General features: G+C 69.2%; 24 protein-coding genes. 16 read left to right on the top strand and 8 right to left on the bottom strand.

Translation table 11 applies throughout. From position 1 onward, the window contains the following. Positions 1-61: 61 nt before the first annotated feature. The 6 genes from folC to ACFQZQ_RS14635 all read left to right on the top strand — a co-directional run bounded on the left by folC (position 62) and on the right by ACFQZQ_RS14635 (position 6103). Entirely contained in the window at positions 62-1339 is a 1278-nt protein-coding gene (folC, locus tag ACFQZQ_RS14660) for a bifunctional tetrahydrofolate synthase/dihydrofolate synthase (RefSeq protein WP_386813664.1), read from the top strand. 187 nt (positions 1340-1526) lie between these two features. Then, entirely contained in the window at positions 1527-2567 is a 1041-nt protein-coding gene (locus ACFQZQ_RS14655; RefSeq protein WP_386813663.1) for an SPOR domain-containing protein, read from the top strand. A 6-nt stretch (positions 2568-2573) separates the two neighbouring features. Next, positions 2574-3137: a CvpA family protein gene (locus ACFQZQ_RS14650; protein WP_386813662.1), complete on the top strand. Its 564-nt coding sequence runs from the start codon at positions 2574-2576 to the stop codon at positions 3135-3137. Positions 3138-3231: 94 nt separating this feature from the next. Continuing rightward, a complete protein-coding gene (gene purF / locus ACFQZQ_RS14645; RefSeq protein ID WP_386813661.1) occupies positions 3232-4701 on the top strand; it encodes an amidophosphoribosyltransferase in 1470 nt (489 codons plus the stop codon). A gap of 9 nt (positions 4702-4710) precedes the next feature. Beyond that, positions 4711-5520 (top strand): ferritin-like domain-containing protein, encoded by an 810-nt coding sequence (locus ACFQZQ_RS14640; protein WP_386813660.1) that lies wholly within the window; start codon positions 4711-4713, stop codon positions 5518-5520. A gap of 148 nt (positions 5521-5668) precedes the next feature. Beyond that, positions 5669-6103, top strand: coding sequence for a hypothetical protein (locus tag ACFQZQ_RS14635; protein ID WP_386813659.1), 435 nt, complete (start codon positions 5669-5671; stop codon positions 6101-6103). A 547-nt stretch (positions 6104-6650) separates the two neighbouring features. Here ACFQZQ_RS14635 and lpxH read toward each other — a convergent pair. Continuing rightward, on the bottom strand, positions 6651-7388 hold the full coding sequence (lpxH, locus tag ACFQZQ_RS14630; protein WP_386813658.1) for a UDP-2,3-diacylglucosamine diphosphatase: 738 nt from the start codon (positions 7386-7388) through the stop codon (positions 6651-6653). Between the two features lie 134 nt (positions 7389-7522). On the opposite strand from lpxH, the gene gltX reads away from it, so the two are divergent. Continuing rightward, positions 7523-8929: a glutamate--tRNA ligase gene (gene gltX, locus ACFQZQ_RS14625; protein WP_386813657.1), complete on the top strand. Its 1407-nt coding sequence runs from the start codon at positions 7523-7525 to the stop codon at positions 8927-8929. A gap of 9 nt (positions 8930-8938) precedes the next feature. Next, positions 8939-9427: a transcriptional repressor gene (locus ACFQZQ_RS14620; protein WP_386813656.1), complete on the top strand. Its 489-nt coding sequence runs from the start codon at positions 8939-8941 to the stop codon at positions 9425-9427. Positions 9428-9540: 113 nt separating this feature from the next. Here the strand turns inward: ACFQZQ_RS14620 and ACFQZQ_RS14615 are convergent, their stop codons facing one another. After that, complete coding sequence (locus tag ACFQZQ_RS14615) at positions 9541-11745, bottom strand: TonB-dependent receptor (protein WP_386813684.1); 2205 nt, start codon at positions 11743-11745, stop codon at positions 9541-9543. A gap of 87 nt (positions 11746-11832) precedes the next feature. Here ACFQZQ_RS14615 and ACFQZQ_RS14610 point away from each other — a divergent pair, with 87 nt between their 5' ends. After that, positions 11833-12243, top strand: a complete 411-nt coding sequence (locus ACFQZQ_RS14610) for a MerC domain-containing protein (protein ID WP_386813655.1) — start codon at positions 11833-11835, stop codon at positions 12241-12243. Between the two features lie 220 nt (positions 12244-12463). Then, on the top strand, positions 12464-12652 hold the full coding sequence (locus ACFQZQ_RS14605; protein ID WP_386813654.1) for a 30S ribosomal protein THX: 189 nt from the start codon (positions 12464-12466) through the stop codon (positions 12650-12652). A gap of 79 nt (positions 12653-12731) precedes the next feature. Here ACFQZQ_RS14605 and ACFQZQ_RS14600 read toward each other — a convergent pair whose 3' ends face one another. Further along, positions 12732-13940 (bottom strand): dipeptidase, encoded by a 1209-nt coding sequence (locus tag ACFQZQ_RS14600; RefSeq protein WP_386813653.1) that lies wholly within the window; start codon positions 13938-13940, stop codon positions 12732-12734. 54 nt (positions 13941-13994) lie between these two features. Beyond that, positions 13995-15260 (bottom strand): imidazolonepropionase, encoded by a 1266-nt coding sequence (gene hutI / locus ACFQZQ_RS14595; protein WP_386813652.1) that lies wholly within the window; start codon positions 15258-15260, stop codon positions 13995-13997. Between the two features lie 80 nt (positions 15261-15340). Between hutI and ACFQZQ_RS14590 the strand changes: the two genes are divergently transcribed. Next, positions 15341-16690: a formimidoylglutamate deiminase gene (locus ACFQZQ_RS14590; RefSeq protein WP_386813651.1), complete on the top strand. Its 1350-nt coding sequence runs from the start codon at positions 15341-15343 to the stop codon at positions 16688-16690. A gap of 143 nt (positions 16691-16833) precedes the next feature. Here ACFQZQ_RS14590 and ACFQZQ_RS14585 read toward each other — a convergent pair whose 3' ends face one another. From ACFQZQ_RS14585 to ACFQZQ_RS14575, 3 genes are all read right to left on the bottom strand, one after another. Then, complete coding sequence (locus ACFQZQ_RS14585; RefSeq protein WP_386813683.1) at positions 16834-17334, bottom strand: methylated-DNA--[protein]-cysteine S-methyltransferase; 501 nt, start codon at positions 17332-17334, stop codon at positions 16834-16836. Next, complete coding sequence (locus ACFQZQ_RS14580; protein ID WP_386813650.1) at positions 17331-18863, bottom strand: AlkA N-terminal domain-containing protein; 1533 nt, start codon at positions 18861-18863, stop codon at positions 17331-17333. Before ACFQZQ_RS14580 ends, ACFQZQ_RS14585 begins: the two co-directional genes overlap by 4 nt. Positions 18864-19051: 188 nt before the next feature. Further along, the gene (locus tag ACFQZQ_RS14575) at positions 19052-20359 is read right to left on the bottom strand and encodes an alkaline phosphatase family protein (RefSeq protein WP_386813649.1); all 1308 of its coding nucleotides are present in this window, start codon (positions 20357-20359) and stop codon (positions 19052-19054) included. A gap of 104 nt (positions 20360-20463) precedes the next feature. Between ACFQZQ_RS14575 and ACFQZQ_RS14570 the strand changes: the two genes are divergently transcribed. From ACFQZQ_RS14570 to ACFQZQ_RS14555, 4 genes are all read left to right on the top strand, one after another. Next, the gene (locus tag ACFQZQ_RS14570) at positions 20464-21060 is read left to right on the top strand and encodes a DUF4440 domain-containing protein (RefSeq protein ID WP_386813648.1); all 597 of its coding nucleotides are present in this window, start codon (positions 20464-20466) and stop codon (positions 21058-21060) included. A gap of 89 nt (positions 21061-21149) precedes the next feature. Then, positions 21150-21494 carry a hypothetical protein gene (locus tag ACFQZQ_RS14565; protein ID WP_386813647.1) on the top strand — a complete coding sequence of 115 codons (345 nt, stop codon included), beginning with the start codon at positions 21150-21152 and terminating at the stop codon, positions 21492-21494. A 122-nt stretch (positions 21495-21616) separates the two neighbouring features. Continuing rightward, a complete protein-coding gene (gene hutU / locus ACFQZQ_RS14560) occupies positions 21617-23281 on the top strand; it encodes a urocanate hydratase (RefSeq protein ID WP_386813646.1) in 1665 nt (554 codons plus the stop codon). A 65-nt stretch (positions 23282-23346) separates the two neighbouring features. Beyond that, entirely contained in the window at positions 23347-24066 is a 720-nt protein-coding gene (locus ACFQZQ_RS14555) for a hypothetical protein (protein ID WP_386813645.1), read from the top strand. Between the two features lie 118 nt (positions 24067-24184). Here ACFQZQ_RS14555 and ACFQZQ_RS14550 read toward each other — a convergent pair whose 3' ends face one another. Then, positions 24185-24988, bottom strand: coding sequence for a hypothetical protein (locus tag ACFQZQ_RS14550; RefSeq protein WP_386813644.1), 804 nt, complete (start codon positions 24986-24988; stop codon positions 24185-24187). 114 nt (positions 24989-25102) lie between these two features. Here ACFQZQ_RS14550 and ACFQZQ_RS14545 point away from each other — a divergent pair, with 114 nt between their 5' ends. Then, entirely contained in the window at positions 25103-25561 is a 459-nt protein-coding gene (locus tag ACFQZQ_RS14545; RefSeq protein ID WP_449284332.1) for an REP-associated tyrosine transposase, read from the top strand. Positions 25562-25633 lie beyond the last annotated feature (72 nt).

The following is a 25633-nucleotide window of genomic DNA, read 5'->3' as shown; positions in this document are numbered from 1 at the left end:
GCTGCGGCGCGCTGCAGTTCTGCCACAGCCGCCTCTCCGCGCGGCGCCCCTACAATGCGGCATGGCGCAAACACTTTCCGAGTGGCTGGAGTACATCGAACGCATCCACCCCAAGTCCATCGACATGGGCCTGGAGCGCGTGCGCGAAGTCGCGCAGCGCCTCGGGCTCGGGCGGCCCGCACGCCACGTGATCACCGTCGGCGGCACCAACGGCAAGGGCTCGACGGTCGCGTTCATCGAGGCGATCGCGCGCGCGGCCGGGCTGCGGGTCGGCGCGTACACCTCGCCGCACCTGCTGGCCTACAACGAGCGCGTGCGCATCGACGGCCACGACGCCAGCGACGCCGCGCTGGTCGCGGCATTCGAGGCGATCGAAGCCGCGCGCGGCGAGGTGCCGCTGACCTATTTCGAGTACGGCACGCTCGCCGCGCTGTGGCTGTTCGAGCGCGCGCAGCTCGATCTGGCGATCCTCGAGGTCGGTCTCGGCGGGCGGCTGGACGCGACCAACCTCGTCGATCCCGACGTGGCGGTGATCACCACCGTCGACCTCGACCACCAGGACTACCTGGGCGACGACCGCGAGGCGATCGGCTTCGAGAAGGCCGGGATCGCGCGCGCTTGGAAGCCGCTGGTGCTCGGCGACGACGACCCGCCTTCGAGCGTGCTGGGGCACGCGTACGCGATCGGCGCCTCGGCGGTGCGCATCGGCTGCGATTTTTTCTTCGAGCCGACTCCGGATGACGCGGACGCGGATCAGTGGCGCTGGCGCGAGGTCGGCTTCGCGGTCGACCTGCCCCGGCCGGGGCTGGCGGCGCCGGCGCAGCTGCGCAATGCGGCCACCGCGATCGCAGCGCTACGCGCGCTCGACGTGGAGCTGTCGGACGCGGCATTGCGCGAGGGCGTGGCGCGCGCGCAGGTGCCGGGGCGGCTGCAGCGCTTCGAGCGCGACGGGGTCGAGATCGTCGTCGACGTCGGCCACAACCCGCAGGCGGCGCGCGAATTGGCGGCCTGGCTCGCTGCGACGTCACCGACGGGCCGTACTTTCGCGGTATTCGCGGCGCTGGGCGACAAGGACGTGGCCGGGGTGGTCGAGGCGCTCGCCGGCGCGGTCACCCACTGGCATCTGGCGGGCCTGGCCGAACATGCCCCGCGCGGGACCGATGTCGCCGGCCTGGCCCGGCAGCTGGTCGGCACCGCGGCCGCGACCGGCGTCCAGCACGCCGACGTCGCCGCCGCCTTGGCCGCGGCGCGTGCGCAGGCGCACGCGGGGGATCGCGTCCTGGTGTTCGGGTCGTTCCACACCGCCGCGGAGGCACTGCGGCGGCTCGCGGTGGAGTGAGCCGTAACAGTCCGTTGCTGGAAGCAGGGGCCGGTGACTGAATAACCCAGCGCGCTGCGGCGCGTTGGGTCTTCCGCGGCAGGTGGGTTGGTCGCGGGGCGCGGCGCGTTAAGGTTCTGCGCGGGGGAGGGTCGGTCGCAGCGCGTTATAATTCGCGCGGCAATCCGCCCCAGGTGTGTGAGACCCGATGGAACCTGCCTTGAAACAGCGCCTGATCGGCGCGACGGTGCTGGTCGCGCTGGCCGTGATCTTCCTGCCCATGCTGATCAAGGGCCCGGCGCCGGAAAGCGGGGCCTCGGATGTGCCGCTGGAGCTGCCCGACGCACCCAAGGGCGGCTACGAAACCCGCGAACTGCCTCTGGTCACGCCCGGCGAAACGCCCAACGGCGGCGTGGTCGGCATGGCGCCGGCCGCCGACGACACCACCTTGCCCACCGTCGATACGACCACCGACGCCGCAGTCAGCGGCGAGGCGATGATGCCGGCCGCCACCGCCGGCGGCGACTACGCAGTCAGCTTCGGCAGCTACGCCAGCAGCGCCGATGCAGCGCGCGTCGTGGCCGCGCTCAATGCCTCGCAGTTGCCCGGCTACCAGGACACCACAAGCGGTACCGGCGGCCGCACCCTGTACCGGGTGCGGGTCGGTCCGTACGCCTCCCGCGCCGAAGCCGAGGCCGCGCGCCTGCGCGCCGCGCACGTGCGCGATGACGTCGGTTCCAAGGTGGTGACGCTGGACGCCGACGTGGCCACCCCCGCCGCAACTGCCACGTCGTCGGTCTCGCAACCGATTGCCGCGGCCGCGCCCAGCGTCTCGGCGCCGGTGGCGCTGCCGGATTCCAAGCCGACAATCGCCAAACCGGCCGTCGCCAAGCCGATCGCAAGCAAGCCGGTCGAGAGCAAGCCGGCGACGACCAGCAAGCCCACCACCCCCGCGACGGCGCCCGTCGCTGCAGCCAAGCCGGTCGCTACGCCGATCAAGCCGGCCGCATCGGGCACCGGGTTCGCGGTGCAGTTGGGTGCCTTCAGCAACGCGGCCGAAGCCGGCAAGCTGCGCGATCGCGCGCGCGCGGCCGGCTTCAGCGCCTTCGTCGAACAAGTCGGCAGCGACAAGGGCACCCTGAGCCGGGTGCGCATCGGCCCGGTCGCCAGCCGCGCCGATGCCGACCAGCTCAAGGCGCAGGTGTCGGCCAAGCTCGGTGTCAGCGGCATCGTTCGTCCGCATCCGTAAGGCGCGATGAGCGCCACCGACTGGGTGCTGCTGGCGATCGTCGCGGTGTCGGCGCTGTTCGGGCTGATGCGCGGCTTCATCGGCGTGGCCGCGTCGCTGCTGGCGTGGGTGCTGGCCGGCTGGGCGGCTTTCCGCTTCGGTGCCGACGTGGCGCTGCTGCTGGCCCGCGATGGCGAGCCCAGTGCGACGCAGGTGTTTGGCGGCTACGCGCTGAGCTTCATCGCGGTGCTGCTGGTGGTCGGGCTGGTCGCGTGGCTGGTGCGGCTGCTGGTGAAGTCGGTCGGCCTGTCCGGCGTGGACCGCGTGCTGGGCCTGGCGCTGGGCGTGGTGCGCGGCGGTTTCGTCGGCTGCGCGCTGGTGCTGCTGCTCGGGTTGACCGCGCTGCCGCGCGACGCCGAGTGGCAGCGCTCGCAGGTGGTGCCGGTGTTCGTGCCTGGCGCGCAATGGCTGCGCGGCTGGCTGCCGGACTGGGTGGCGACGCAGGTGGATCTGGGCGGCGGCGCGTCGCCGGCGCCCGCGGATCCATCGAGCGACGCGGCGACCACGCTGCCGGTACCGGCCGGGAACTGATCGCGCCCGCATTTTCCGCTTGGTTCGGGGCATCGCGGCCCGAGATCAGGCAGTAGTCACGAACCACCATCGACTTTCCAGCAGGGCCCAACCCATGTGCGGCATTCTCGGTATCGTCAGCAACCACGACGTTGCGGCGCAACTCTACGACGGCCTGACGGTGCTCCAGCACCGCGGCCAGGACGCCGCCGGCATCGCCACCGTCGACGGCACCAAGCTGCGCGTGCACAAGGGCAACGGCCTGGTCAGCGACGTGTTCGACGAGGCGGCGATGCTGACCCTGCAGGGCCGCATCGGCATCGGCCACTGCCGCTACCCGACCGCCGGCAGCGCCGGTTCCGACGAGGCGCAGCCGTTCTACGTCAACTCCCCGTTCGGGATTGCGCTCGCCCACAACGGCAACCTGATCAACACCGACGCGCTGCGCCAGGAGGTGTTCGAGCAGGACCGCCGCAACGTCAACACCGAGTCCGACTCGGAAGTGCTGCTCAACGTGTTCGCGCACGAGCTCGACATGCAGCGCGGGTTGACGGCGGAAGCGGCGTTCAAGGCGGTCGAGGGCGTGCACCGGCGCTGCGTCGGCGGCTACGCGGTGATCACCGCGGTGCTCGGCCTGGGCCTGGTGGCGTTCCGCGACCCCAACGGCATCCGTCCGCTGGTGCTGGGCAAGCGCGTCAGCGACGGCCAGGACCAGTACGCGATCGCGTCCGAGTCGGTCGCGCTCGACATCCTCGGCTTCGAACGCGTGCGCGACGTGCAGCCCGGCGAGGCGATCGTGGTTACCGCGCGCGGCGAGCTGCATGCCCGGATGTGCGCCGCGCCGCGCCAGCACGCGCCGTGCATCTTCGAGTACGTCTACTTCGCGCGCCCCGACTCGATGATGGACGACATCTCGGTGCACAAGGCGCGCATGCGCATGGGCCAGAAGCTCGGCGAGAAGATCCTGCGGCTGATGCCCGAACACGACATCGACACGGTGATTCCGATCCCGGACACCTCGCGCGACGCCGCGCTGGAGATCGCCAACGTGCTGAGCGTGAAGTACCGCGAGGGCTTCATCAAGAACCGCTACGTCGGCCGCACCTTCATCATGCCGGGGCAGGGCGAGCGCGCGAAGTCGGTGCGCCGCAAGCTCAACCCGATCCCGCTCGAGTTCAAGAACCGGGTGGTGCTGCTGGTCGACGACTCGATCGTGCGTGGCACCACCTCCAAGCAGATCGTGCAGATGGCGCGCGACGCCGGTGCGCGCAAGGTCTACCTGGCCTCGGCCGCGCCGCCGGTGCGCTTCCCGAACATCTACGGCATCGACATGCCGTCGGTCGACGAACTGGTCGCGCACGGCCGCAGCGACGAGGAAGTGCAGACCCTGCTCGGCTGCGACTGGCTGATCTACCAGGACCTGTCGGACCTGGAGGAGGCGGTGTCCGGCCCGAAGCAGCGCATCGAGCATTTCGATTCGTCGTGCTTCAACGGCCAGTACGTGACCGGCATCGAGCCGGGCTACTTCGAACGCATCGGCCAGCTGCGCTCGGACGAAGCGAAGAAGACCCGCCGGGCCGGGTGAGTGCGGCCGGTGACCGCGTCGCTGTTCGACGCCGCGCGCGCCTGCCTCGACGCGGCCACGCCCGACGACAAGCTGGCGCTGACCTTTGCCGCGGCGCAGGCGTTCGCGCGCGGTGAGCTGGCGATTCCCGCCGACGCCGGCGCACCCGAGCCGATCCGCATGCCCGGCCGTCCCGAGCGGCCGCGGCTGGTGCATCCGCGTGAGTTGCCCCGGCGCGGCTTCGGCACGCCCGAGGGCCGTGCCGCGTTCGTGCATGCGATCGCGCACATCGAGTTCAACGCGATCGACCTGGCATGGGACGCGGTGTACCGCTTCCGCAGCCTGCCGCACGCGTTCTATGCCGATTGGGTGGACGTGGCCAACGACGAGGCCCGCCACTTCGCGTTGCTGCGCGCGCGGCTGCTGGCGCTAGGCTGCGACTACGGCGATTTCGATGCCCACAACGGCCTCTGGGGGATGGCCGAGAAGACCGCGCACGACGGCCTGGCGCGCATGGCGCTGGTGCCGCGCGTGCTGGAGGCGCGCGGCCTGGACGTGACCCCGGGGATGATCGTCAAGCTGCGCTCGCTGGGCGACCACGACACCGTCGCGATCCTCGAGGTGATCCTGCGCGAGGAAGTCGCGCACGTCGCCGCCGGCTCCCACTGGTTCCGCTGGTACTGCGAACGCGCCGGGGTCGAGCCGGGGCCGCGCTTCCGCGAGCTGCTCGCGCAGTACGCGCGCGCGGTGCTGCATGGTCCGTTCAACCTGGAGGCGCGCGCGGCCGCAGGGTTCGACGCGGAGGAATTGCGATCGCTACAACAGGTGGCCGAACGCTGAACGCCATGCGCGTCGAGACGCTCACAACCGGCTCACCGAACCGCCGCTAGCGTGCGCGCGGTCGACCCGAACATCTTCCTGCCAAGGATTCCGCCATGCGTACCGTTGCCATCGCCCTGGGTTGCGCGTCGCTGCTGTCGCTCACCGCGTGTCCGCGCGAATCGGCGCCGGCCGCCGAAAACCCCCTGCTGCCGCGGAGCCGTCCGCCACCATCCCCGCGCCGGCCCCGGCGACGCCAGCACCTGCAAATGCAGCCAAAGGAAAGCGCGCGCCCGGCCAGGAGGACGCACCGCTGCAGGCCTGGCGCGGTTTCGGCACCGAGCCGTTCTGGGAAGCGCGCGTGGATGGCGACACGCTGGTGTTCACGACGCCGGACAACCAGCCGGGAACCACGATGAAGGGGCGCCGGGTCCCCTCGCTGGTCGGCTACGTGTTCATCGGCACGCACGACGGACGCGAGTTCCACCTCGGCCTGACCCCGGGCGAGTGCAGCGACGGCATGTCGGACAACCGCTACGACTTCACTGCCACGTTCACGCTCGGCACCACGACTTACAAGGGCTGCGGTGAGGCGGCGAAGTAGGGCGCGTGCCCGGCGGCCGCGCCGCGATGACACTCGACTGCGTGGAGCCACAACGCGCCGCAGCGCGCGAGACGGCTAACACCTGAACTAAGCCTACCCGCGAAGCGGGTCCGGTTTGAATGAATTGCTAGCTACTTCTCGCATGAGAAGTCACCACCGACGCTTGTGATGCCGCAGTCTGGCTCGCCGGGGGCGAGGAAGCAGTAATCTGGAGTGAAAGAGGTTGTGTCGGGGCCATGAAAGATAACAACGGCATGAGTGCCGCACTGGGCCGCCACAACGTCTCGCCACTGCGAAATACGGAGCTCCAACTCCGTTGACGGCCAGTAAGCAGAACCGTCCCCTGTAGGCCGTATCCACATTTGGAACTGGGCCGGAGCGTTCGGGGACCGAATCACCTTGATCTCTGCGCCGCTGGGGGCAGTCGCTATCGGTTGATACTCAAGTATCCCGTGCTGATTGCGCTTCGGTGAGCCGATTCCGGTGCATGATCCGCAGAGGAGAGCTATTGCAGTGACGCCTGCGAGAAGTCTCATGAAGTAGCTAACTAAGCGCTTATCGACGACAGCTGCGCGCCATTCGCATCCACGCGCAGCACCGACCCGTGGTCGTACCAATCCCCCAACACGATGCGTTCGCAGCCGCGGCCGTCGACCTCCAACTCGTGGATCGCCGGCCGGTGGGTGTGGCCGTGGATCAGGGTATCGATGCCGTAGCGGGCCAGCGTCGCGGCGACCGTGGCAGGCGCGACGTCGGTGATCGTCTCCATCGTGCCCTGGCCCTGCAGGCCGGCCTGGTGCGCACGGCTGGCCGCGCGCGCCTGATGCGCGAACGCGAGCCGCGCCGCCAGCGGCTGCGCGAGGAACTGCGCCTGCCACTGCGGGTGCCGGGTCTGCGCGCGGAACGCCTGGTAGGCGACGTCGTCGGTGCACAGCAGGTCGCCGTGCATCAGCAGCGTGGGCGTGCCGTACAGCACGACCACCGCCGGGTCGGGCAGCAAGGTCATGCCGGCGCGGTGCGCGTACGCGTCGCCGAGCAGGAAGTCGCGGTTGCCGCGCATGAAGTACACCGGCGTGCCGGCATCACGGAGCGCGCGCAGTTCCGTGGCGACGAACGCGCCGGTCTCGGACGGGTCGTCGTCGCCGACCCAGGCCTCGAACAGGTCGCCGAGGATGTACAGCGCATCGGCGCCGCGGGCTTCGTCGCGCAGGAACCGCCCGAACAGGTCGGTGATCGCGGGGCGTTCGGCGTCGAGGTGCAGGTCGGAGATGAAGAGCGTGGTCATGGCGGAATTGTAGGGGCTGGCTCCACGGCTGGTCGGGGATTGGCTTGGCAATTGGCGAAGCCGCGGCTTTAGCTTCCGACATCCTCCGGCCAAGCCCGGTAAAATCGCGCCTTTCCCCTGTTTCGAGCCCGCGCATGGCCTGCCGCACCCGTTTCGCCCCCAGCCCCACCGGCTACCTGCACATCGGCGGCGCGCGCACCGCGCTGTACTGCTGGCTGGAGGCGCGCCGTCGCGGCGGCCAGTTCGTGCTGCGCATCGAGGACACCGACCGCGAACGCAGCACCGATGCGGCGGTGCAGGCAATTCTCGACGGCATGGCGTGGCTCGGCCTGGACCACGACGAAGGCCCGATCTACCAGACCGCGCGCTTCGATCGCTACCGCCAGGTCGCCAGCGAGCTGGTTCAGGCGGGCAAGGCGTACTACGCCTACGAGAGCCGCGAGGAAATCGACGCGATGCGCGAGACGGCGCAGGCCGCGGGCACCAAGCCGCGCTACGACGGCCGCTCGCGCGAGTTGAACCTGCCCGAGCGCGACGACCCGAACAAGGTGATCCGCTTCAAGAACCCGCTGGCCGGCGACGTCGTGTTCGACGACAAGGTCAAGGGCCGGATCAGCTGGAGCAACACCGAGCTCGACGACCTGGTACTGATCCGCTCCGACGGTTTCCCGACCTACAACTTCGCCGTCGTGGTCGACGACATCGACATGCAGATCACCGACGTGATCCGCGGCGACGACCACGTCAACAACACCCCGCGCCAGGTCAACCTGTACGAAGCATTGGGCGTGCCGGTGCCGGCGTTCTCGCACCTGCCAATGATCCTCGGTGCCGACGGCGCCAAGTTGAGCAAGCGCCATGGCGCGGTCGGCGTGATGCAGTACCGCGACGATGGCTACCTGCCGCACGCGCTGCTCAACTACCTGGTGCGGCTGGGCTGGTCGCACGGCGACCAGGAGATTTTCTCGATCGAGGAGATGCAGCAGCTGTTCAAGATCGAGGACGTCAACCAGTCGGCGTCGCGCTTCGACAGCGCGAAGCTGGGCTGGCTCAACCAGCAGTACCTGAAGAACGACGATCCCGCCGATGTCGCCAAGCACCTCGAATGGCACCTGCTCAACGAGGGTTTCGACCTCGCCAGCGGGCCGGCGCCGGCCGACGTGGTCGTCGCGCTGCGCGACCGCGTGCAGACGCTCAAGGAAATGGCGTCGCGCGCGGCGGTCTGGTACCGGCCGCTGCAGCAGTACGACGACGCGGCGGTCGCCAAACACCTCAACGCCGCCGCGCAGGGGCCGCTGAGCGATGCGCGCGCGCGCCTGGCCGTGATCGGCGCGTGGACCGCGGACAGCGTCGCCGCGGCGTTGCACGAGAGCGCCGAAGCGCTCGGGCTGGGGATCGGCAAGGTCGCCCAGCCGCTGCGCGTGGCGATCACCGGCACCCAGGTCAGCCCCGACATCGGCCACACCGTGTACCTGGCCGGGCAGGGCGAGGCGCTCAAGCGGATCGACGCGGCCCTTGCAAAACTGCCTTCCGGGGCCTAGATCAGGTCCATGAAAGCGCCCGCGCACGCCTGCACCGACCCGGCGCACCACGTTCACGATGGCGACGCCTTCGTGCACGAGGTCGAGTCGGCGTGCCAGCAGCGCGGCCTGCGCCTGACCCCGATCCGCGCGCACGCGCTGCGCCTGATCGCCGCGGCGGGACGTCCGGTCAAGGCCTACGACCTGCTCGACCAGATGAAGGCCACCCACGACGCCGCCGCGCCGCCGACCGTGTACCGCGCGCTGGATTTCCTGCTCGAGCACGGCTTCATCCACAAGCTGTCGTCGATCAACGCCTACGTCGGCTGCCACCACCCCGGCGGCGAGCAGCACGCGGTGCCGTTCCTGATCTGCGACCAGTGTCAGTCGGCGACCGAGCTGGAGGACGACGCGATCGTCGGCGCGCTGGAGCGCCGCGCGCGCGCGCAGGGGTTCGTGCCACGTGCGCAAACGCTGGAAGTGCATGGGCTGTGCGCGGCTTGCGCTAAGGCGGCGTAAGCGGTCGCTGACGGCCGTGACGTGATCCGCCGCAGCTTGTTTTCCGCCAACCCGTAACGAGAAAAAGGCCCGCCGTCATGGCGGGCTTTCTCGTCAACGATCCCGCCGCGTGCTCAAAAGAACGCGCGCACGCCGAACGCGAGCCCGCGGCCCGGCAACGGCGCTAGATCCTTGAGGAACGAGGTGTGCGCGCGCGCTTCCTCGTCGAGCAGGTTGCTGCCGTCGAGGAATACTTCCCAGGCGTTGCCGCCGGGCGTGTCCCGATGCCACGCCAGGTGCGCGTCGACCAGCGTGTACCCCGGAGTCGGGGTCTCGTTCGCGGCCACTTCGTCCTGACGGGCGTAGCGCACCGCACCCAGTGACGCACGCCACGGCCCGCGCTCCCACGTGAGTTCGCCGCCGACGCGCGCGGGCGCGATCCGCGGCAGGTTGCCGCCTTGCTCGATGCCCGCGTCGTAGTGGTGGGTGTGGTCGCCGTGGAACACCTGCAGCGCGGCATCGCGCTGGCCGCGACCGTCGAGTTCGCCGCGCACCACGTCACCGAACACGCGCAGGTCCCACGCGCCGCTGGCGTTGTCGGCGAGCTGGATCTGCGCCTGCGCCTCCATGCCGTGGAAGCGCGCATCGCCCTGGGTCCACAGGTTGACCGGCGTACGGCCGTCGGTCAGCAACGTGCCCGGCATGCTGCGTGATTCCAGCGCGGTCAGGTAGATGAAATCCTGATAGCGCACGACGTAGGCCGCGACGCCCAGCTTCAAGCGCTCGGTGTGCCAGTGCACGCCCAGTTCGGCGCGGTTGGCAGTCTCCACGTCAAGCGCGTCGTCGCCGACCTCGATCGTCGAGGTCGCCACGTGCAGGCCGTTGGAATACAACTCCTCGGCGGTCGGCGCGCGCTGAGCGCGGTCCAGTCCGAACGCCACGTGGAACGCGTCATTGATGTCCCACTTCAGCGACGCCGACAGGTTCTTGGCCTCGAACTTGCGCTGCGTGCGCCGTTGCGGCGCCAGCGCTTGGGCGTCGGTGTCGATCACGTTGCGGTCGTGGCGCGCACCCAGTTCCACTTTGAGCGGCCCGAACGTGCGTTCGCCGAGCCAGAACAGGCCGGTGTCGTGGCCCCGCGTCGCCGGCACGAAGGCCTCGTCGCCGATCGCAACGAAATCGCGCTCCGACCACTGCACGCCGAACGCGCCGTCCCAGCCCGCGAACGTCTGGTGCACCGCTTCCAGGCGTGCCTCGTTGGCGGTGTTGTCGAACACGGTGCCGACCTCGTCGCCCTCGAACTCGGTGTGGGTGTATTGCGTGTTCGCGAACTTGAGGCGCAGCGACTGGAACGGGCCGACGTTGTCGAGGCCGCCGCGCAGTTCATGGCGGCGCTGGTCTAGGGCGATGCTGACCCCGGCTTCCTCGGCGTGGCCGTCGTCGGGTTCGGATGCGCCGCCGTGGTCGTGCGCTTCCTCATGGGCGTGGCCGGGGACACCGTAGCGGGTGTTGAACAGGCTGCTGGCAACGCCGAGAAACCCGCGTTCGCCGACCCACGACAGGCCGAGCGCGCCGCTGTCGGTGCGCACGAAGCTGTTCGGCAGCAGGCCCTTGTCGGCCGGGTCGGGGGTTTCACCTGCCTCGGCCAGGTGCGCCGCGCTTTCGGCGAAGCCGGGGATCTCGTAGTCACCGGTCTCGCGGTGCAGCGCATCGGCATGGAACACCAGCTGGCCGCCGGCGGCGGTGGCGTCCAAGCGCATCATCCCGGTCCTTTCGTCGTTGACGGTGCCGGCGCGCAACTCGGCGCGGCCCTGCAGCGGCTGCGTGGTCACGGCCTCCGGCACGCGGCCATCAATCACGTTGACCGCGCCGCCGATCGCGCCGCTGCCGTACAGCAGCGTCGCCGGGCCCTTGAGCACCTCGATCTGGCTGGCGAGGAACGGCTCGATGCTGACCGCGTGGTCGACGCTGACCGTGGACACGTCGCCCGAACCCAGCCCGTCGCTCATCACCTGCACGCGCGCGCCATCGAAGCCGCGGATGATCGGGCGGCCGACGCCGGGGCCGAAGTACGACGACTGCACGCCCGGCAGCTTGCTGACGGTCTCGCCCAGCGAACTGGCCTTGGCCGCGTCGAGCCGCTCGCCGGCCAGCACCTCGACCGGGCGGGCGAGATCTTCCGCGGTGCCCGGCAACGGCGTGGCCTTGACCTCGACCGCGTCCAGGTCGGTGGGCGCATGGCTATTGTCGGTCGGCGGTTCCGCGGCGTGGGCCAGCGGCAGCGCGATGGCGAGCGCGAGGGCCAGCGGGAGGCGTCGGGGGAAGCGCGGGTTGGGCATGGTCATCCGATGGGGTGGGGTGACGGGGTCAGAAGAATGTTATAGTATTCCAACTGTCCCGCAAGCCATGCCCCATAAGTCAGGTTCATGCCGCCACTTCGCCCCCGCAGCCTGCTCGACCGTCTCGGCGCCTTCGGCTCGCTGCTGTGCGCGGCGCACTGCGCGCTGCTGCCGGTGCTGATCGCGACCCTGCCGTCGCTCGGCGTGGCCAGCTGGTTCAGCGGCAGCTTCGAATTCGGGTTCGTGGTGTTCGCCACGGGGCTGGGCATGTTCAGCGTGGTCTGGGGCTACCGTCGCCATCGCGCCGTGCGCGCGCTGTCGCTGCTGGTCCCCGGGCTGCTGGTGCTGTGGCTGGGGGTGCTGTACCGGCCGCTGCACGAATCCCTGCTGCCGCATGCGATCGCGATGACGTTCGGCGGCACCCTGGTCGGGCTGGCGCATATCGCCAACTGGCGCCTCAACCATGGCCACGTGCACGACGCCAGCTGCGCGCATTGATCTGATGCTGCGCATCTGATCAATCCCAAAACTTGCTGCGCAAGTTTTGGGCCCCGCTACGGGCTTCCGATCCCCGCCCCTTCGGGGCGCCCCCTTACCAAGGGGGCTTTCCTCCATATGGGTTTCGCGGGTCGGTCGGGCTCGGGTCGCGTGCTAGACTTCCCGGCCTCGCGCGCAGCCGCGTGACCATCATTCAAGACACTGCTTCAGGAGCACGACCATGGGTAAGGGCGACCGCAAGACCGCCAAGGGCAAGCGTTCCATTTCGAGCTACGGCAACGCCCGCAGCTCCGTGACCAAGGCGGCCGGCACGGTCACCGCCCCGGTCGTGAAGAAGGCGGCGACCAAGTCGGTGGCCAAGGCCCCGGCCAAGAAGGTCGCGGTCAAGAAGGCCGCCGCCAAGGAATAAGCGCCGTTTCCTGGCGTGACGAGAAAGCCCCGCGATCGCGGGGCTTTTTTGTGGGCGCTGTTTTGTCAGATCGGGGGGGTTACGGCTTGGCCGCCGCCTCCACCGCGCGCCACACCCGCAGCAGGTTGCCGCCGAGGATCTTGCGAATGCCGGCCTCGTCGTAGCCGCGCTCTTGCAGGCCGGCGACCAGGTTCGGGTAGTCGGCGACCGTGCGCAGGCCCTCGGGCAGCTTGCCGCTGACGCCATCGAAATCCGAACCGATGCCGACGTGGTCGATGCCCATCACCTTGACCGCGTGGTCGATCTGGTCGAGCACGGCGGCCAGCTTGGTCGGCACCGGCGGGTGCGCCGCGTCCCAGTCCTTGTCGAACGCCTCCTCGCTGAGCGCGGGCTTGCCGGCCGCGACCGCGGCCGCGTTGTCGCGTTCGAACTGCGCCGCGGCACGGAAGTAGGCCTGGGTGTCGGCCGCGGCCCTGGCGTCGATGAAGGCGCTGCCGAACACGATCTGCACCACGCCGCCCTTGGCCGCGATCGCGCGCGCTAGCTTGTCGCTGAGGTTGCGCTCGAAGCCCGGGGTGAAATGGCGCATGCCCGAATGGCTGGCGATCACCGGCACGTCGGTGATCCGCAGCACGTCGCGCACCGCCTCGTCGGACAGGTGCGAGACGTCGACCATGATGCCGAGCCGGTTCATCCGCGCGACCACCTGTTCGCCGAACGGGCTGAGCCCGTTCCAGCGCCGGGTGAGGTCGTACGAGGAATCGCTGATGCGGTTGTTCTGGCCGTGGGCGAGGGTGATGTAGCGCACGCCGCGCGCGTGGTACGCGTCCAGCTGCGCCAGGTCGTCGCCGATCGGCGCGCCGTTCTCCATGCCTAGCGCGAGCAGCACGCGGTTGCCGGCGCGCAGCCGCTCGAGGTCGGCGGGCGAGCGCAGCAGCGCGAACTTGTCCGGATGGCGCGCGGCCAGCGCCTCTATCGCATCGATCTGGGTATGCGCGATCTGGGTGGCCTTGCCGGCGGCGTCCTCGCCGGCCGAGGTGTAGATCGACATGAACGCGACATCCAGGCCGCCCTGGCGCGCGCGCGGGTAGTCGAACTCGGTCTCGGGGCTGGCGACGCCCAGATCGTGCCACTTGGCGAGCAGTTCGGTCGGCGCATCGATATGGGTGTCGACGATGAGTGCGTCCTGCGCGAGCTGCTGCGCGGCGGTCAGCGCCTGTGCGTGCGCGGCAAAAGGCGCGGGGCTCGCGAACAGCGCGGAACAGACGATGGCGATCAATGGGCGCATGGCGTTTTCCTTGCGTGGCGGGGCAGAGCAGCGGGATGGGTGTGCAGCTAAAGGTCAGGCCGCGCCGGCCACGCGTCGGCCGCCGGCAAACACGTCGCCAGCCAGCGTGCCGCCGAGCCAGTAGCACAGCTCGGCTGGATGCCCGACCTGCCAGCGCACGAAATCGGCGCGCGCGGCGACCCTCAGCACGCCGCGATTGGCCAGTCCCAGCGCGCGCGCCGCATGCACGGTCGCGCCGCGCAACGCTTCTTCCGGCGTCAACCTGAAGTGGGTGCAGGCCAGCTGCATCGCCTGCCGCAGCGACAGCAGCGGTGACGTGCCGGGGTTGCAGTCGGTCGCGACCGCCATCGCCACGCCGTGCTCGCGGAACGCGGCGAGCGGCGGCAGCTTGGTTTCGCGCAACACATGGAACGCGCCCGGAAGCAGTACCGCGACCGCGCCGCGTTCGGCCATCGCCTGCACGCCGTCCAACGAGCTGTGTTCGACATGGTCGGCCGACAGGCCGCCGAATTCGGCCACCAGCGCCGCGCCGCCGAGGTCGCTGAGCTGGTCCGCGTGCAGCTTGACCGGCAGGCCGAGCGCGCGCGCGGCCTCGAACACGCGCCGCGTCTGCGCCCGGCTGAAACCGATGCCCTCGCAGAACGCGTCGACCGCGTCGACCAGGCCCTCGCCGTGCAGCCGTGGCAGCCATTCGACCACCGCGTCGATGTAGGCGTCGGCGCGGCCACTGAACTCCGGCGGCAGCGCGTGCGCCGCGAGGTAGGTGGTGCGCACCCTGATGCCAAGCGCGTCGCCGATCTGGCGGGCGACGCGCAGCATCTTGCGTTCGTTGTCGAAGTCCAGGCCGTAGCCGGACTTGATCTCGAGCGTGGTCGCGCCGTCGGCGAGCAACGCGCGTGCGCGCGGCAGCGATTGCCGCAGCAGTTCTCCCTCGTCGGCGGCGCGGGTCGCGCGCACGGTCGAGAGGATGCCGCCGCCGGCGCGCGCGATCTCTTCGTACGACGCGCCCTGCAGGCGCAGCTCGAACTCGCGCGCGCGGTCGCCGGCGAACACCAGGTGGGTGTGGCAATCGACCAGGCCGGGGGTGATCCAGCCATCGGCTTCGACCACTTCGCGCGCGAGCGTGGCCGGAGCGCCGGGCAGGTCAGCGCGCGGCCCGACGTAGGTGATCGCGCCATCGCGCCAGGCCAGCGCGGCGTCGGCGATCTCGCCATAGCCGCTGTCGGCATCCAGCGTGGCGATCGAAGCGCCGAGGATCAGCCCGTCCCATCTTGAGTCACTTGCCGGCTCGTTTGCTTGGGTCACGTTCGCTTGGGTCATGGGCCGATTCTAGCGGCCATGTCGCGCCCGCCGGACCTGGCTGGTCGCCAGCGGCGTCGCGGGCAGGCGAGAATGCCGCGATGAAGACCTTCGATGCCCGGATGCTGTGGACCCGCGATGGCTGGCGCGCCGACGCCGGCGTGAGCGTCGACGAACACGGTCGGATCACCGCGTTGGAACCCGCGGAGCCGACCGCCAGCGCCAGCTGGATCGTCCCGGGCATCGCCAACCTGCATTCGCACGCGTTCCAGCGTGCGATGGCCGGCATGGCCGAGCGCCAGACCAACCCAACCGACTCGTTCTGGACCTGGCGCGAGACGATGTACCGCTTCGCCGGACGCTTCGATCCGGACGCGCTGCATGCGGTCGCGGCGCAGCTGTACGCGGAGATGCTCGAGGCCGGTTACACCACGGTCTGCGAATTCCACTACCTGCACCACGCGCCCGACGGCCGCCCCTACGACGACCCGGCGGCGATGTCGCGCGCGCTGGTCGCCGCCGCGCGCGACACCGGCATCCGCCTGACGCTGCTACCCGTGCTGTACATGACCGGCGGCTTCGACGGCCGCGCGCTGGGCGAACGCCAGCGCCGCTTCGCGCACGGCGTCGACGACTATCTGCGCCTGCTCGACACGCTGGGCGAGGACGTCGGCGCGGGCCTGCACGTCGGCGCCTGCTTCCACAGCCTGCGCGCGGTGCCGACCGAGGCGATGCAGGCGGTGCTTGCCACCTTGCCCGCGGCGATGCCGGTGCACATCCACATCGCCGAGCAGGTCGCCGAGGTGGACGATTGCCTCGCCACCCGCGGCGCGCGCCCTGTCGAGTGGTTGCTCGCCAACGCCGACGTCGACCGCCGCTGGACGCTGGTGCACGCCACCCACCTGGTCGACGCCGAAGTGCAGGGCCTCGCCCGCAGCGGCGCAACCGTGGCCATCTGCCCGACCACCGAGGCCAACCTCGGCGACGGCCTGTTCCCACTGCGCGCCTACCTCGACGCCGGCGGTGGCTGGGGCATCGGTTCGGATTCGCACATCTCGGTGTCGCCGGTCGAGGAACTGCGCTGGCTCGAATACGGCCAGCGCCTGGCGACGCAGCGCCGCAACATCGCCGTGCTGCCGGGGTCGCCGAGCGTCGCCGAGACCCTGCTGCGCGGGGTGGCCACCAGCGCGGCCCGCTCGACCGGGCACGCGATCGGTGCGCTGGACGTCGGCCAGTTCGCCGACTTCGTGCTGTTCGATGACGCCGCCCCGCAGCTGGCGGGCATGACGCGCGAGGACGCGCTGGATCGCTGGATCTTCAGCGGCAACCGCAACCTGGTGCGCGACGTCCACGTCGGCGGCACGCAGGTCGTCGCTGGTGGCCATCACCGCGATCGCGACGGGATCGCAGCGCGCTATCGCGCGGCAATGCGGACGCTGCTGACGGACTAGCCCGGCGCAGGGAGACCAAACGGGCATGATGTTGCTAGCTCGTCGGAATCTCCTCATGCAGCGATGTCGGCGTAGGGCGGGTTTCAACCCGCCGTCCGGGATGGCGAAGGCGGGTTGAAACCCGCCCTACGAATTGCGGCCAATCACGTCGCGAACAGATCGCCACCCGGCAGCGCGCCTTCCAGCACCAGCAGGAACTGCTTGGTCGGCAGGCCGCCGCCGAAGCCGGTCAGGCTGCCGTCGGCGCCGATCACGCGGTGGCAAGGCAGCACGATCGGCATCGGGTTGCGGCCGTTCGCCGCGCCGACCGCGCGCATCGCACTGGGCTTGCCGACGCGCGTGGCCAGTTGCGCGTAGCTGATCGTCTCGCCGTACGCGATGCCGGCCAGCCGGTGCCACACCGCGCGCTGGAACTCCGTGCCGCGCGGCGCCAACGGCAGCTCGAACGCTCGCCGCGACCCGTCGAAGTATTCGCCGAGCTGGGCACGGGTCGCCTGTAGCACGTCGTTGTCGCCTTCCTGCCAGTCCGCGCCACGCGCCATCGCATGGCGCGGCGCGTGGAATTCGATCAGGCGCAGGCCGGCGTCGTCGGCCGCCAGCAGCAGCGGGCCGACCGGGCTGGCGATGGTCTGGTGCAGGATCACTTCGTCTTCCTCGCGGTGGGCGCCGGCTTCGCTGCTGGCATCGAATCGCGCCACAGGTGCATCACCGCGTACGCGCGCCACGGTCGCCACGCCTGCGCACGCGCGCCCAGCGCCTTCGCGGTCAGGCGCGTGCCGTCGTCGCTGGCGGCACGTTGCAGCACCAGGTCTTCGGCCGGGAACGCATCGGGGTGGCCGAGCGCGCGCATCGCGATGTACTGCGCGGTCCACGGGCCGATGCCGGACAGCGCGACCCAGCGCGCCGCGAAATCGTCGAGCGTGCGTTCGGTCTTGAAGTCGACGCGGCCATCGAGCAGCGCCTGCGCGACCGCGCGCACGGTCGCGGCGCGCGCGCGGGTCAAACCGATCGTGGTGAGGTCGGCGTCGGCCAGCGCCAGCGGCGTCGGGAACAGGTGGGTCAAGCCCGGTGGATCCAGCCCCGCCGCGAACGGCACCGGCAACGCCTCGCCGTAACGTTGCGCGAGCCGCGCGGCGACCGTGCGCGCGGCAGCCACGCTGACCTGCTGGCCGATCACGGCGCGTACCGCGATCTCGAATCCGTCCCAGCCGCTGGGCAGGCGCAGGCCCGGTTGCTTCGCGAGCAGCGGCTGCAGGCGCGGGCAGGTCGACAACGCCGCGGCGATCGCCTGCGGGTCGGCATCCAGGTCGAACATGCGCCGCAGCTTGGTCACGAATTCCAGCAGGCGCGCCGGCTGCGCGCCGTGCAGCTCGAGCTTCAACGCATGCTCGCCGCCCGGCCACGCGCTCACCCGCAGCCAGCCCGGCGCGTCGATCGGACCGAACACGCGCGCGTAGCTGCTCTCGTCCACCACTTCCACGCCCGGCAACGCGCGCCCGCGCAGGAACGCGAGCATCGCCGCGAAGTCGTACGGGGGCCGATAGCCCAGGCGCAGCGTCAGCGCCTCGTCGGCGCGCGCGCTCGGGCGCTTGCGCAGGTCGCGCGGCGCCATCCGGTACGCCTCGAGGAACGTGCTGTTGAAGCGACGCAGGCTGCCGAACCCGGCCGCGAGCGCGACCTGGGTGATCGGCAACGTGGTCTCGGTCAGCAGCTGCTTCGCGAACAGCAGCCGGCGCGTGCCGTGCACGCCGATCGGCGCCGCGCCGAGGCGCTCCACGAACAGCCGCCGCAACTGGCGTTCGCCGATGCCGACGCGTTCGGCCAACGCCGCCAGCGGCTGCTCGGCCAGCGCGCCCTCGTCGATCAGCTTCAGCGCGCGCGCGACGGTCGCATCACCGCGGCGCAGCGCGCCGTCGCCGGGCGACAGCTCCGGGCGGCAGCGCAGGCACGGCCGGAACCCGGCCGCTTCCGCGGCGGCCGCGTTGCCGTAGTAGGTGATGTTCTCGCGCTTCGGGGTCGGCGCTGGGCATACCGGTCGGCAATAGATGCGTGTGCTGGTGACGGCGGTGAAGAACAGCCCGTCGAAGCGTGGGTCGCGGCTCAACCGTGCCTGCTCGCAGACGTGCGGATCGGGCAGGTGGGCGGCGGGGATGGTGGCGGCAGCGGGCGACATGGACGCAGGCTAGCACCGGACCGGGCGCCGGACTCGCCGGATTCGGACATCAATGTCGGACCGTGTTTCGGCGCCCTGGCATGCTCGCCTTTGTAGATCCGAGCCTGCTCGGATCGCTTCGCGGCCGCGTTCGGACAACAGCGATCCGAGCAGGCTCGGATCTACAGCAAAGCCGTGGCGCCGGCGTGCTAGTGCCGGCGCAATGCCGGCAGCAACGGCGCGATGTCGCCGTCGTTCGCTACCGGCGTAATCCCGATCAGCCGCGCCAGCAGCGGGTACACGTCGACGTTGTCGAACGCGGGCAATTGCGCGCCACTGCGGAACGCCGGCCCGCGCGCCAGGAAAATCGCGCGCATCGACGGCAGCGCCGGGTCGAATCCGTGCGAGCCGCGCGTCGCAGCTGGCGGTCGCTTCGCAAGCGATGCACGCCGCAATGCGTCCCAGCCTTCGTCCATCTGGCAGACGATCGTCGGCACGCGCGGGTGGCGGCCGTAGCGCCAGCGCGCCGGCAGGTCGGCCTTGCGCCAGCACTCGTGATGCGCGTGGCGCCCGAGCAGGCGCGCTTCGGCAGCGCGTTCGCGCCCCGGCAGCGGCGCGAAGCCGAGCGCCTGGCCATCGCTGACCGCACGCGCATCGCGCGCCGGCACCATGTCCTCGATCGCGATCGCGTGCCCCGGCGCGACCGTCGCCATGCCGTGGTCGGACACGATCACCAGGTTGACGCGCTCGAGCAACGCGCCGGTCGCCAGTCCGTCGAGCAGGCGGCCGAGCGCGGCATCGACCTCGCGGATCGCGGCGTGCGCCTGCCTGGAGTCCGGACCGAAGTCGTGGCTCGCCGAGTCGAGCGTGTCGAAGTACATCGTCGTAAAGCGCGGCCGCGTCGCGTTGCCCTCGCGCAACCAGCCCAGCACCGTGTCGACGCGCGCCGCCAGCGGCATGCGTTTGTCGAACGCCGACCAGCGCCGCGGCCGCACGCCGCGCACCGCGGCCTCGCTGCCGGGCCAGAACAGGGTCGCGGTTGGCAGCCCGGCGTTCTCGGCGCTGACCCACAGCGGTTCGCCGCCCCACCAGCGGCCGTCGCCCACCGCCTCGCGGTCGGACAGCGTGAACGTGCCCAATGCCGCATCGCGCATCGTGTTGTGGACGATGCCGTGGCGGTCCGGGCGCAGGCCGGTGACGATCGTGTAGTGGTTCGGGAATGTCAGCGACGGGTACGACGGGTTCATCCACGCCGCGCGCACGCCCTCGCGCGCGACGCGCGCCAGGTTCGGGGTGATGCCCAGTGCCAGGTAGTCGGGGCGGAACGCGTCGATCGACAGCAGCAGGATCGCCGCGGGCGCCTCGGCGCCCGCGATTGGCATGCGTGCCTCGGCGCCCGCGATTGGCATGCGCGCCTCGGCGCCAGCAGGCGGCGTGCGCGGGCGTGGCGCGGTGGCGCAGGCAGACAGCAAGAGGACGAGAAGGGCGGCCGTTGCGGCCAAGCGGTTTGCAGGCATTGCCCGATCATAGCCAGCCCAGGTGGCGGCCTGACTTTCGCCGCTGGCCGGATGCGATAGTCGCGGCCAGCCGACGGGCCCCGTCGGATCCACGGAGTCTCCCCATGCGCCGTCACGCTGCCTTCGTCGTCCGCTGCTTTCCGCTGGCCTTGCTGATCGCCGGCTCCGCGCTCGCGCAGACGCCGCCGGCCGCGCCCGCGGCAGCGAAGCTCAGCGCCGACGAATGCGCGGTGTGGGCGCGCGAAATGAGCTTCGCGCAATCGGTCGCCGACCACGACGCGGCCGCATTCGCCGCGCACCTGCACCCGGATGCCGCGTTCGGCGCCAGCCGCGCCGAACCGACCCGCGGCCGCGACGCGATCGCCCGGCGCTGGGCCGGCATCGTCGAGGGCAAGGCGGTCGGCCTGGAGTGGTACCCGACCCGCACCACGATCGGCGCGGGTGGTGCGGTTGACGCGGCCGCCGCCGCTGCAGGCGGCGCCGGCGACGTCGCCTGGTCGAGCGGCCCGTCGTTGCTGGAGGACCGCGACCCCGCCACGAAGCAGCGCTACTCGATCGGCGGCTTCCACTCCGTCTGGCTGCGCGGCGGCGATGGCGTCTGGCGGGTGCTGTTCGACGACGGCATCGAGCAGAAACCGGCCACCGACGCCGAGGTCGCGGCGTTCCGCGCGGCGAGGCCGAGTGCCTGCCCGAAAGCCTGACGGTGCCCTAAACGGACGCCTCCGACCCACTGCCCGGCCGGGGCCGGCGGCGTATGGTAATGGGGCACGCACCCCCACGAGGTAACGCCATGAAGAACCTGTCGATTGCCAGTGCGTTGACCGCCGGCCTGCTCGCGGCGCTCGCGTTCCCGGCCTCCGCCCAGTACGCCACCCAGACCCAGGCCGATGCCAAGGCCGAGGCCCAGGTCGACACCGCGACCACCACCACCGAGCTGGACGCCAAGGCCCAACTCAAGCAGGACACCCACCGCAACTGCCTGCGCTACACCGGCACGCGCATCCCCGCGAGCCGGCTCGGCGACAAGGGCTGCGTGGCGGCCAACGGCCGCGTCTACAGCCGCGAGGACATCAACCGCACCGGCGAGGTCGATATCGCCGACGCGCTGCGCAAGCTGGACCCCGCGATCCGCTGAGCGTCATCGCCTGCATCACCCCGCGACGCCCGGCCCTGCCGGGCGTCGTCGTTGACGGGGTCGGGTGCGAGTAGCCGATGCGATAATCGCCGCCTTTCCCGCACCCGCAACAGGAAGCCGCGATGTCCACCCGCATCGATCCGTCCCGCGTGATCCGCGCCCCGCGCGGCACGACGCTCCACTGCAAGTCGTGGCTGACCGAAGCCGCCTACCGGATGATCCAGAACAACCTCGACGCCGAAGTCGCGGAGGACCCGACCGCGCTGGTGGTCTACGGCGGCATCGGCCGCGCCGCGCGCGACTGGGAGTCCTACGACGCGATCCTCGAATCGCTGCGCAACCTGGAAGACAACGAGACCCTGCTGATCCAGTCCGGCAAGCCGGTCGGCATCTTCCCCACTCACGCCGACGCGCCGCGCGTGCTGCTCGCCAACTCCAATCTGGTGCCGCATTGGGCGACGTGGGAGCACTTCAACGAGCTCGATAAGAAGGGCCTGATGATGTACGGCCAGATGACGGCCGGCAGCTGGATCTACATCGGCAGCCAGGGCATCGTCCAGGGCACCTACGAGACCTTCGTCGAGATGGGCCGCCAGCACTACGCCGGCGACCTCACCGGCAAGTGGATCCTCACCGCCGGCCTGGGCGGCATGGGCGGCGCGCAGCCGCTGGCCGCGACTCTGGCCGGCGCCTGCAGCCTCAACATCGAGTGCCAGCAATCGAGGATCGACATGCGCCTGCGCACGCGCTACGTCGACGAGCAGGCGACCGACCTCGACGACGCGCTCGCGCGCATCGAGAAGTACTGCGACGCCGGCGAGGCCAAGTCGATCGCGCTGCTCGGCAACGCTGCGGAAATCCTGCCCGAGCTCGTCCGCCGCGGCGTGCGCCCGGACGCGGTCACCGACCAGACCAGCGCGCACGACCCCGTGCACGGCTACCTGCCGATCGGCTGGAGCGTCGAGCAATGGCTGGCCGAACAGAAGCGCAACCCGGAACACGTGCGCGACGCGGCCAAGAAGTCGATGCGCATGCACGTCGAGGCGATGCTCGCGTTCGAGGACATGGGCATCCCGGTGTTCGACTACGGCAACAACATCCGCCAGATGGCGAAGGACGAAGGCTGCGTCAACGCGTTCGATTTCCCCGGCTTCGTCCCGGCCTACGTGCGGCCGCTGTTCTGCCGCGGCGTCGGCCCGTTCCGCTGGGTCGCGCTGTCCGGCGACCCGGAAGACATCGCCAAGACCGACGCCAAGGTCAAGGAACTGATCCCGGACGACGCGCACCTGCACCGCTGGCTCGACATGGCCGCCGAGCGCATCGCGTTCCAGGGCCTGCCCGCGCGCATCTGCTGGGTCGGCCTGGGCCTGCGCCACAAGCTCGGCCTGGCGTTCAACGAGATGGTGCGCAACGGCGAGCTGAAGGCGCCGATCGTGATCGGCCGCGATCACCTCGACAGCGGTTCGGTCGCGTCACCCAACCGCGAGACCGAGGCGATGAAGGACGGCTCAGATGCCGTCAGTGACTGGCCGCTGCTCAACGCGATGCTCAACGTCGCCGGCGGCGCGACCTGGGTGTCGCTGCACCACGGCGGCGGCGTCGGCATGGGCTATTCGCAGCACTCCGGCGTGGTGATCGTGTGCGACGGCAGCGAGGAAGCCGACAAGCGCATCGCTCGCGTGCTGTGGAACGACCCGGGCACGGGCGTGATGCGGCATGCGGATGCGGGGTATGAGACTGCGAAGCGGTGTGCGCGGGAGCAGGGGCTGAAGCTGCCGATGGTTTGATTTCACCAGAACCGATGTAACCAAATATCGCCGAGTGAATCGGCCCTAGTTCGCTGGGAGTTCGTATGGAATGGCTTTGGAGTTTGTCTGGAAAGATCGCAGTCGTCCTTGGTGGTGCCTGGGCTGCTGTACAGATCTATCGGAATGTCTTTCAGAAGAAACACGACGTTAGCTACGACTTCTTGCGGATTGATAAGGTTGTTCCTCCAATTGCGGGCCGCATCGAGCAATGGATTGATCAGCAGGTCCTCGAATTGTCTGCTTTAAAAGGCCTGCAATCATCGCCTCAAGAGGTTGGCGACCCACTGAAGTCGTCCAGTAGGTATCATTTGGTTCCCGAAGTGCCTACAACGCTAGTTCGCATTGTTCTAAAGAACACCGGGAAAAGGGCCGCGAAAAAAATTGTTGTTGATCTCGGCGGCAATCCGATGGATACGAAGTTCTCGTCAGATGAAGTTAGATTGGACGGCACAGTTTTCAGGCTTGATGAGCTTAGACCTGGGCAAACCGTTACCGCTGACATTTGGTTCACGTATTGGTATGGACGTGATGTCGGCGTAAGTCATGACGACCATTTGGTCGAACGATCGTTTTCAGTAACTGCTAAGGGACTAGCCGCTCGGCTCGTTGACATCTTTCTGACCGGGCCATTGAGCTTAGCGGCATGGGTCATTGTTGCTTCTGTATTGTTCTTCGTCGTTTCTCAATCCTATTCTGCTGGTTACAGAGGTGGGCTTGAGAAGCATGCAAGTACCTCTTCGAGTACTGGCTCGAAGGCTCCGTAACGCGTAACGCGTAACGCGCTAGGCGGGCTAAAATCCGCCCTACCCAGCGGTGTAGCCCGCGCAGGTCGCAGACCCAGCTTCGTCGCGCACATCGCTGGGTTGGTGAAGCCAACACGGCCTACAGTTCTTGTAGGTCGGACCCACACAAGACGTCCGGCGCGACAAGTCGAAACAACCTGCAAGCGATTACATCGTGGCAGATGAATGCGTCAGCCATTGAGGCTACAACGGCATACTTCAAGTCGCAGACATAATTTTCGAGCCGCGGCATCGGAGCATCGACGATGCCGGTCCCGTATCGGGCAGCGTGCTCGAGAGCCCACATCAGCTCGGCTTGGATCAGTCGGTAGCCAATCCAGTTGGGGCCGAAATCGGCAGGCACGGCAGCGCCATTCGCCTCAGTGACGGCCCCGTAGATCTCTCTCACTCGCGCTGAGTTGCCTGAGAGTTCGCGTTGGATAGCTTGAATGCGATCGATCTGCCCGTTGCGAAGGTTGTTGAGTTCTGGGAAGAACGCATGAGTCGTGAATGCAGCCCGCTCGCGAAACGATTCTATGCTCGCGTTCATGGCGGTTCGCCACTCATCTAGCGCGCCGCGATACTCCTCTGGGAACCAGTCTTCTTCACCCAGTCGCTCGTTGAAGATCCACCGCACCTCTTCCATCCCGGAGTCACGAACAACATCGACAGGTCGGCCGTATTCGAGCTCTCGTCCAAATAGAAAGCCACCGTCTCCGACTAGAACAAACGGCCTTTCGCGCCGCGGGATCTTGCGAAACAGGCGCGCACGCTGTGCGGGATCCGTGGTAAGCAGCTCATAGAAAAGGACTTCTGGCATCCAGACTTCATGTTCGCGGCATATGGCATCGATGCGCTGTGCAGGTAGTCCAAACAACGCAGACTTGTCGATAACTACGCGCACTATTTGAATTCCAAGAGGCGGGGTGAGACGTCTCTTCTATCACAACAGCTGTGCGCTAGAGGCTTTCGCACACTGTGCGCGACGAACAACCCGTAAGGCGGGTTAAAACCCGCCCTGCCAAGCCTGGAAGGGCGAGTTTTCAATCCGCCGACTTTTAGACTTATCCGACACGACGTTCGGCAGCGGCTGATCCCCGGGCGTGCGCCGGCTGCGCATCCTTCCCGCATATCCAACTATCGACACGCCTGGGTGCCTGGCGGCACCTATTTCTTTACCGTCAATCTGCTCGAGCGAAATCGACGCCTGCTGGTCGAACACATTGGCTTGCTGCGCACCGCGTGCGGCGCGTCGCGTGCGGCGCGGCCGTTCGAGGTTATCGCGGCCGTGGTGCTGCCCGATCACCTGCATTGCGTCTGGCGACTGCCGGTCGGTGATACCGACAACGCGACGCGCTGGGCGCACATCAAATCCGGCTTCTCGCGATCACTGCCACATGGCGAGCGATGCTCGCCGCAACGGATGGTGAAAGTGGAACGCGGCATCTGGCAGCGTCGCTACTGGGAGGCCCCGTAGGATGCGGTAAGCCGAAGGCGCACCGCATCATTCGCGTGTTCGGGACAGGCGCGATTGATGCGGTTCTGCGCT

Origin of the sequence: Lysobacter koreensis (assembly GCF_042677045.1) — a bacterium.
GTDB classification, from domain to species: Bacteria; Pseudomonadota; Gammaproteobacteria; order Xanthomonadales; family Xanthomonadaceae; genus Lysobacter_K; species Lysobacter_K koreensis.
This window is presented reverse-complemented; position numbering and strand designations above follow the sequence as displayed.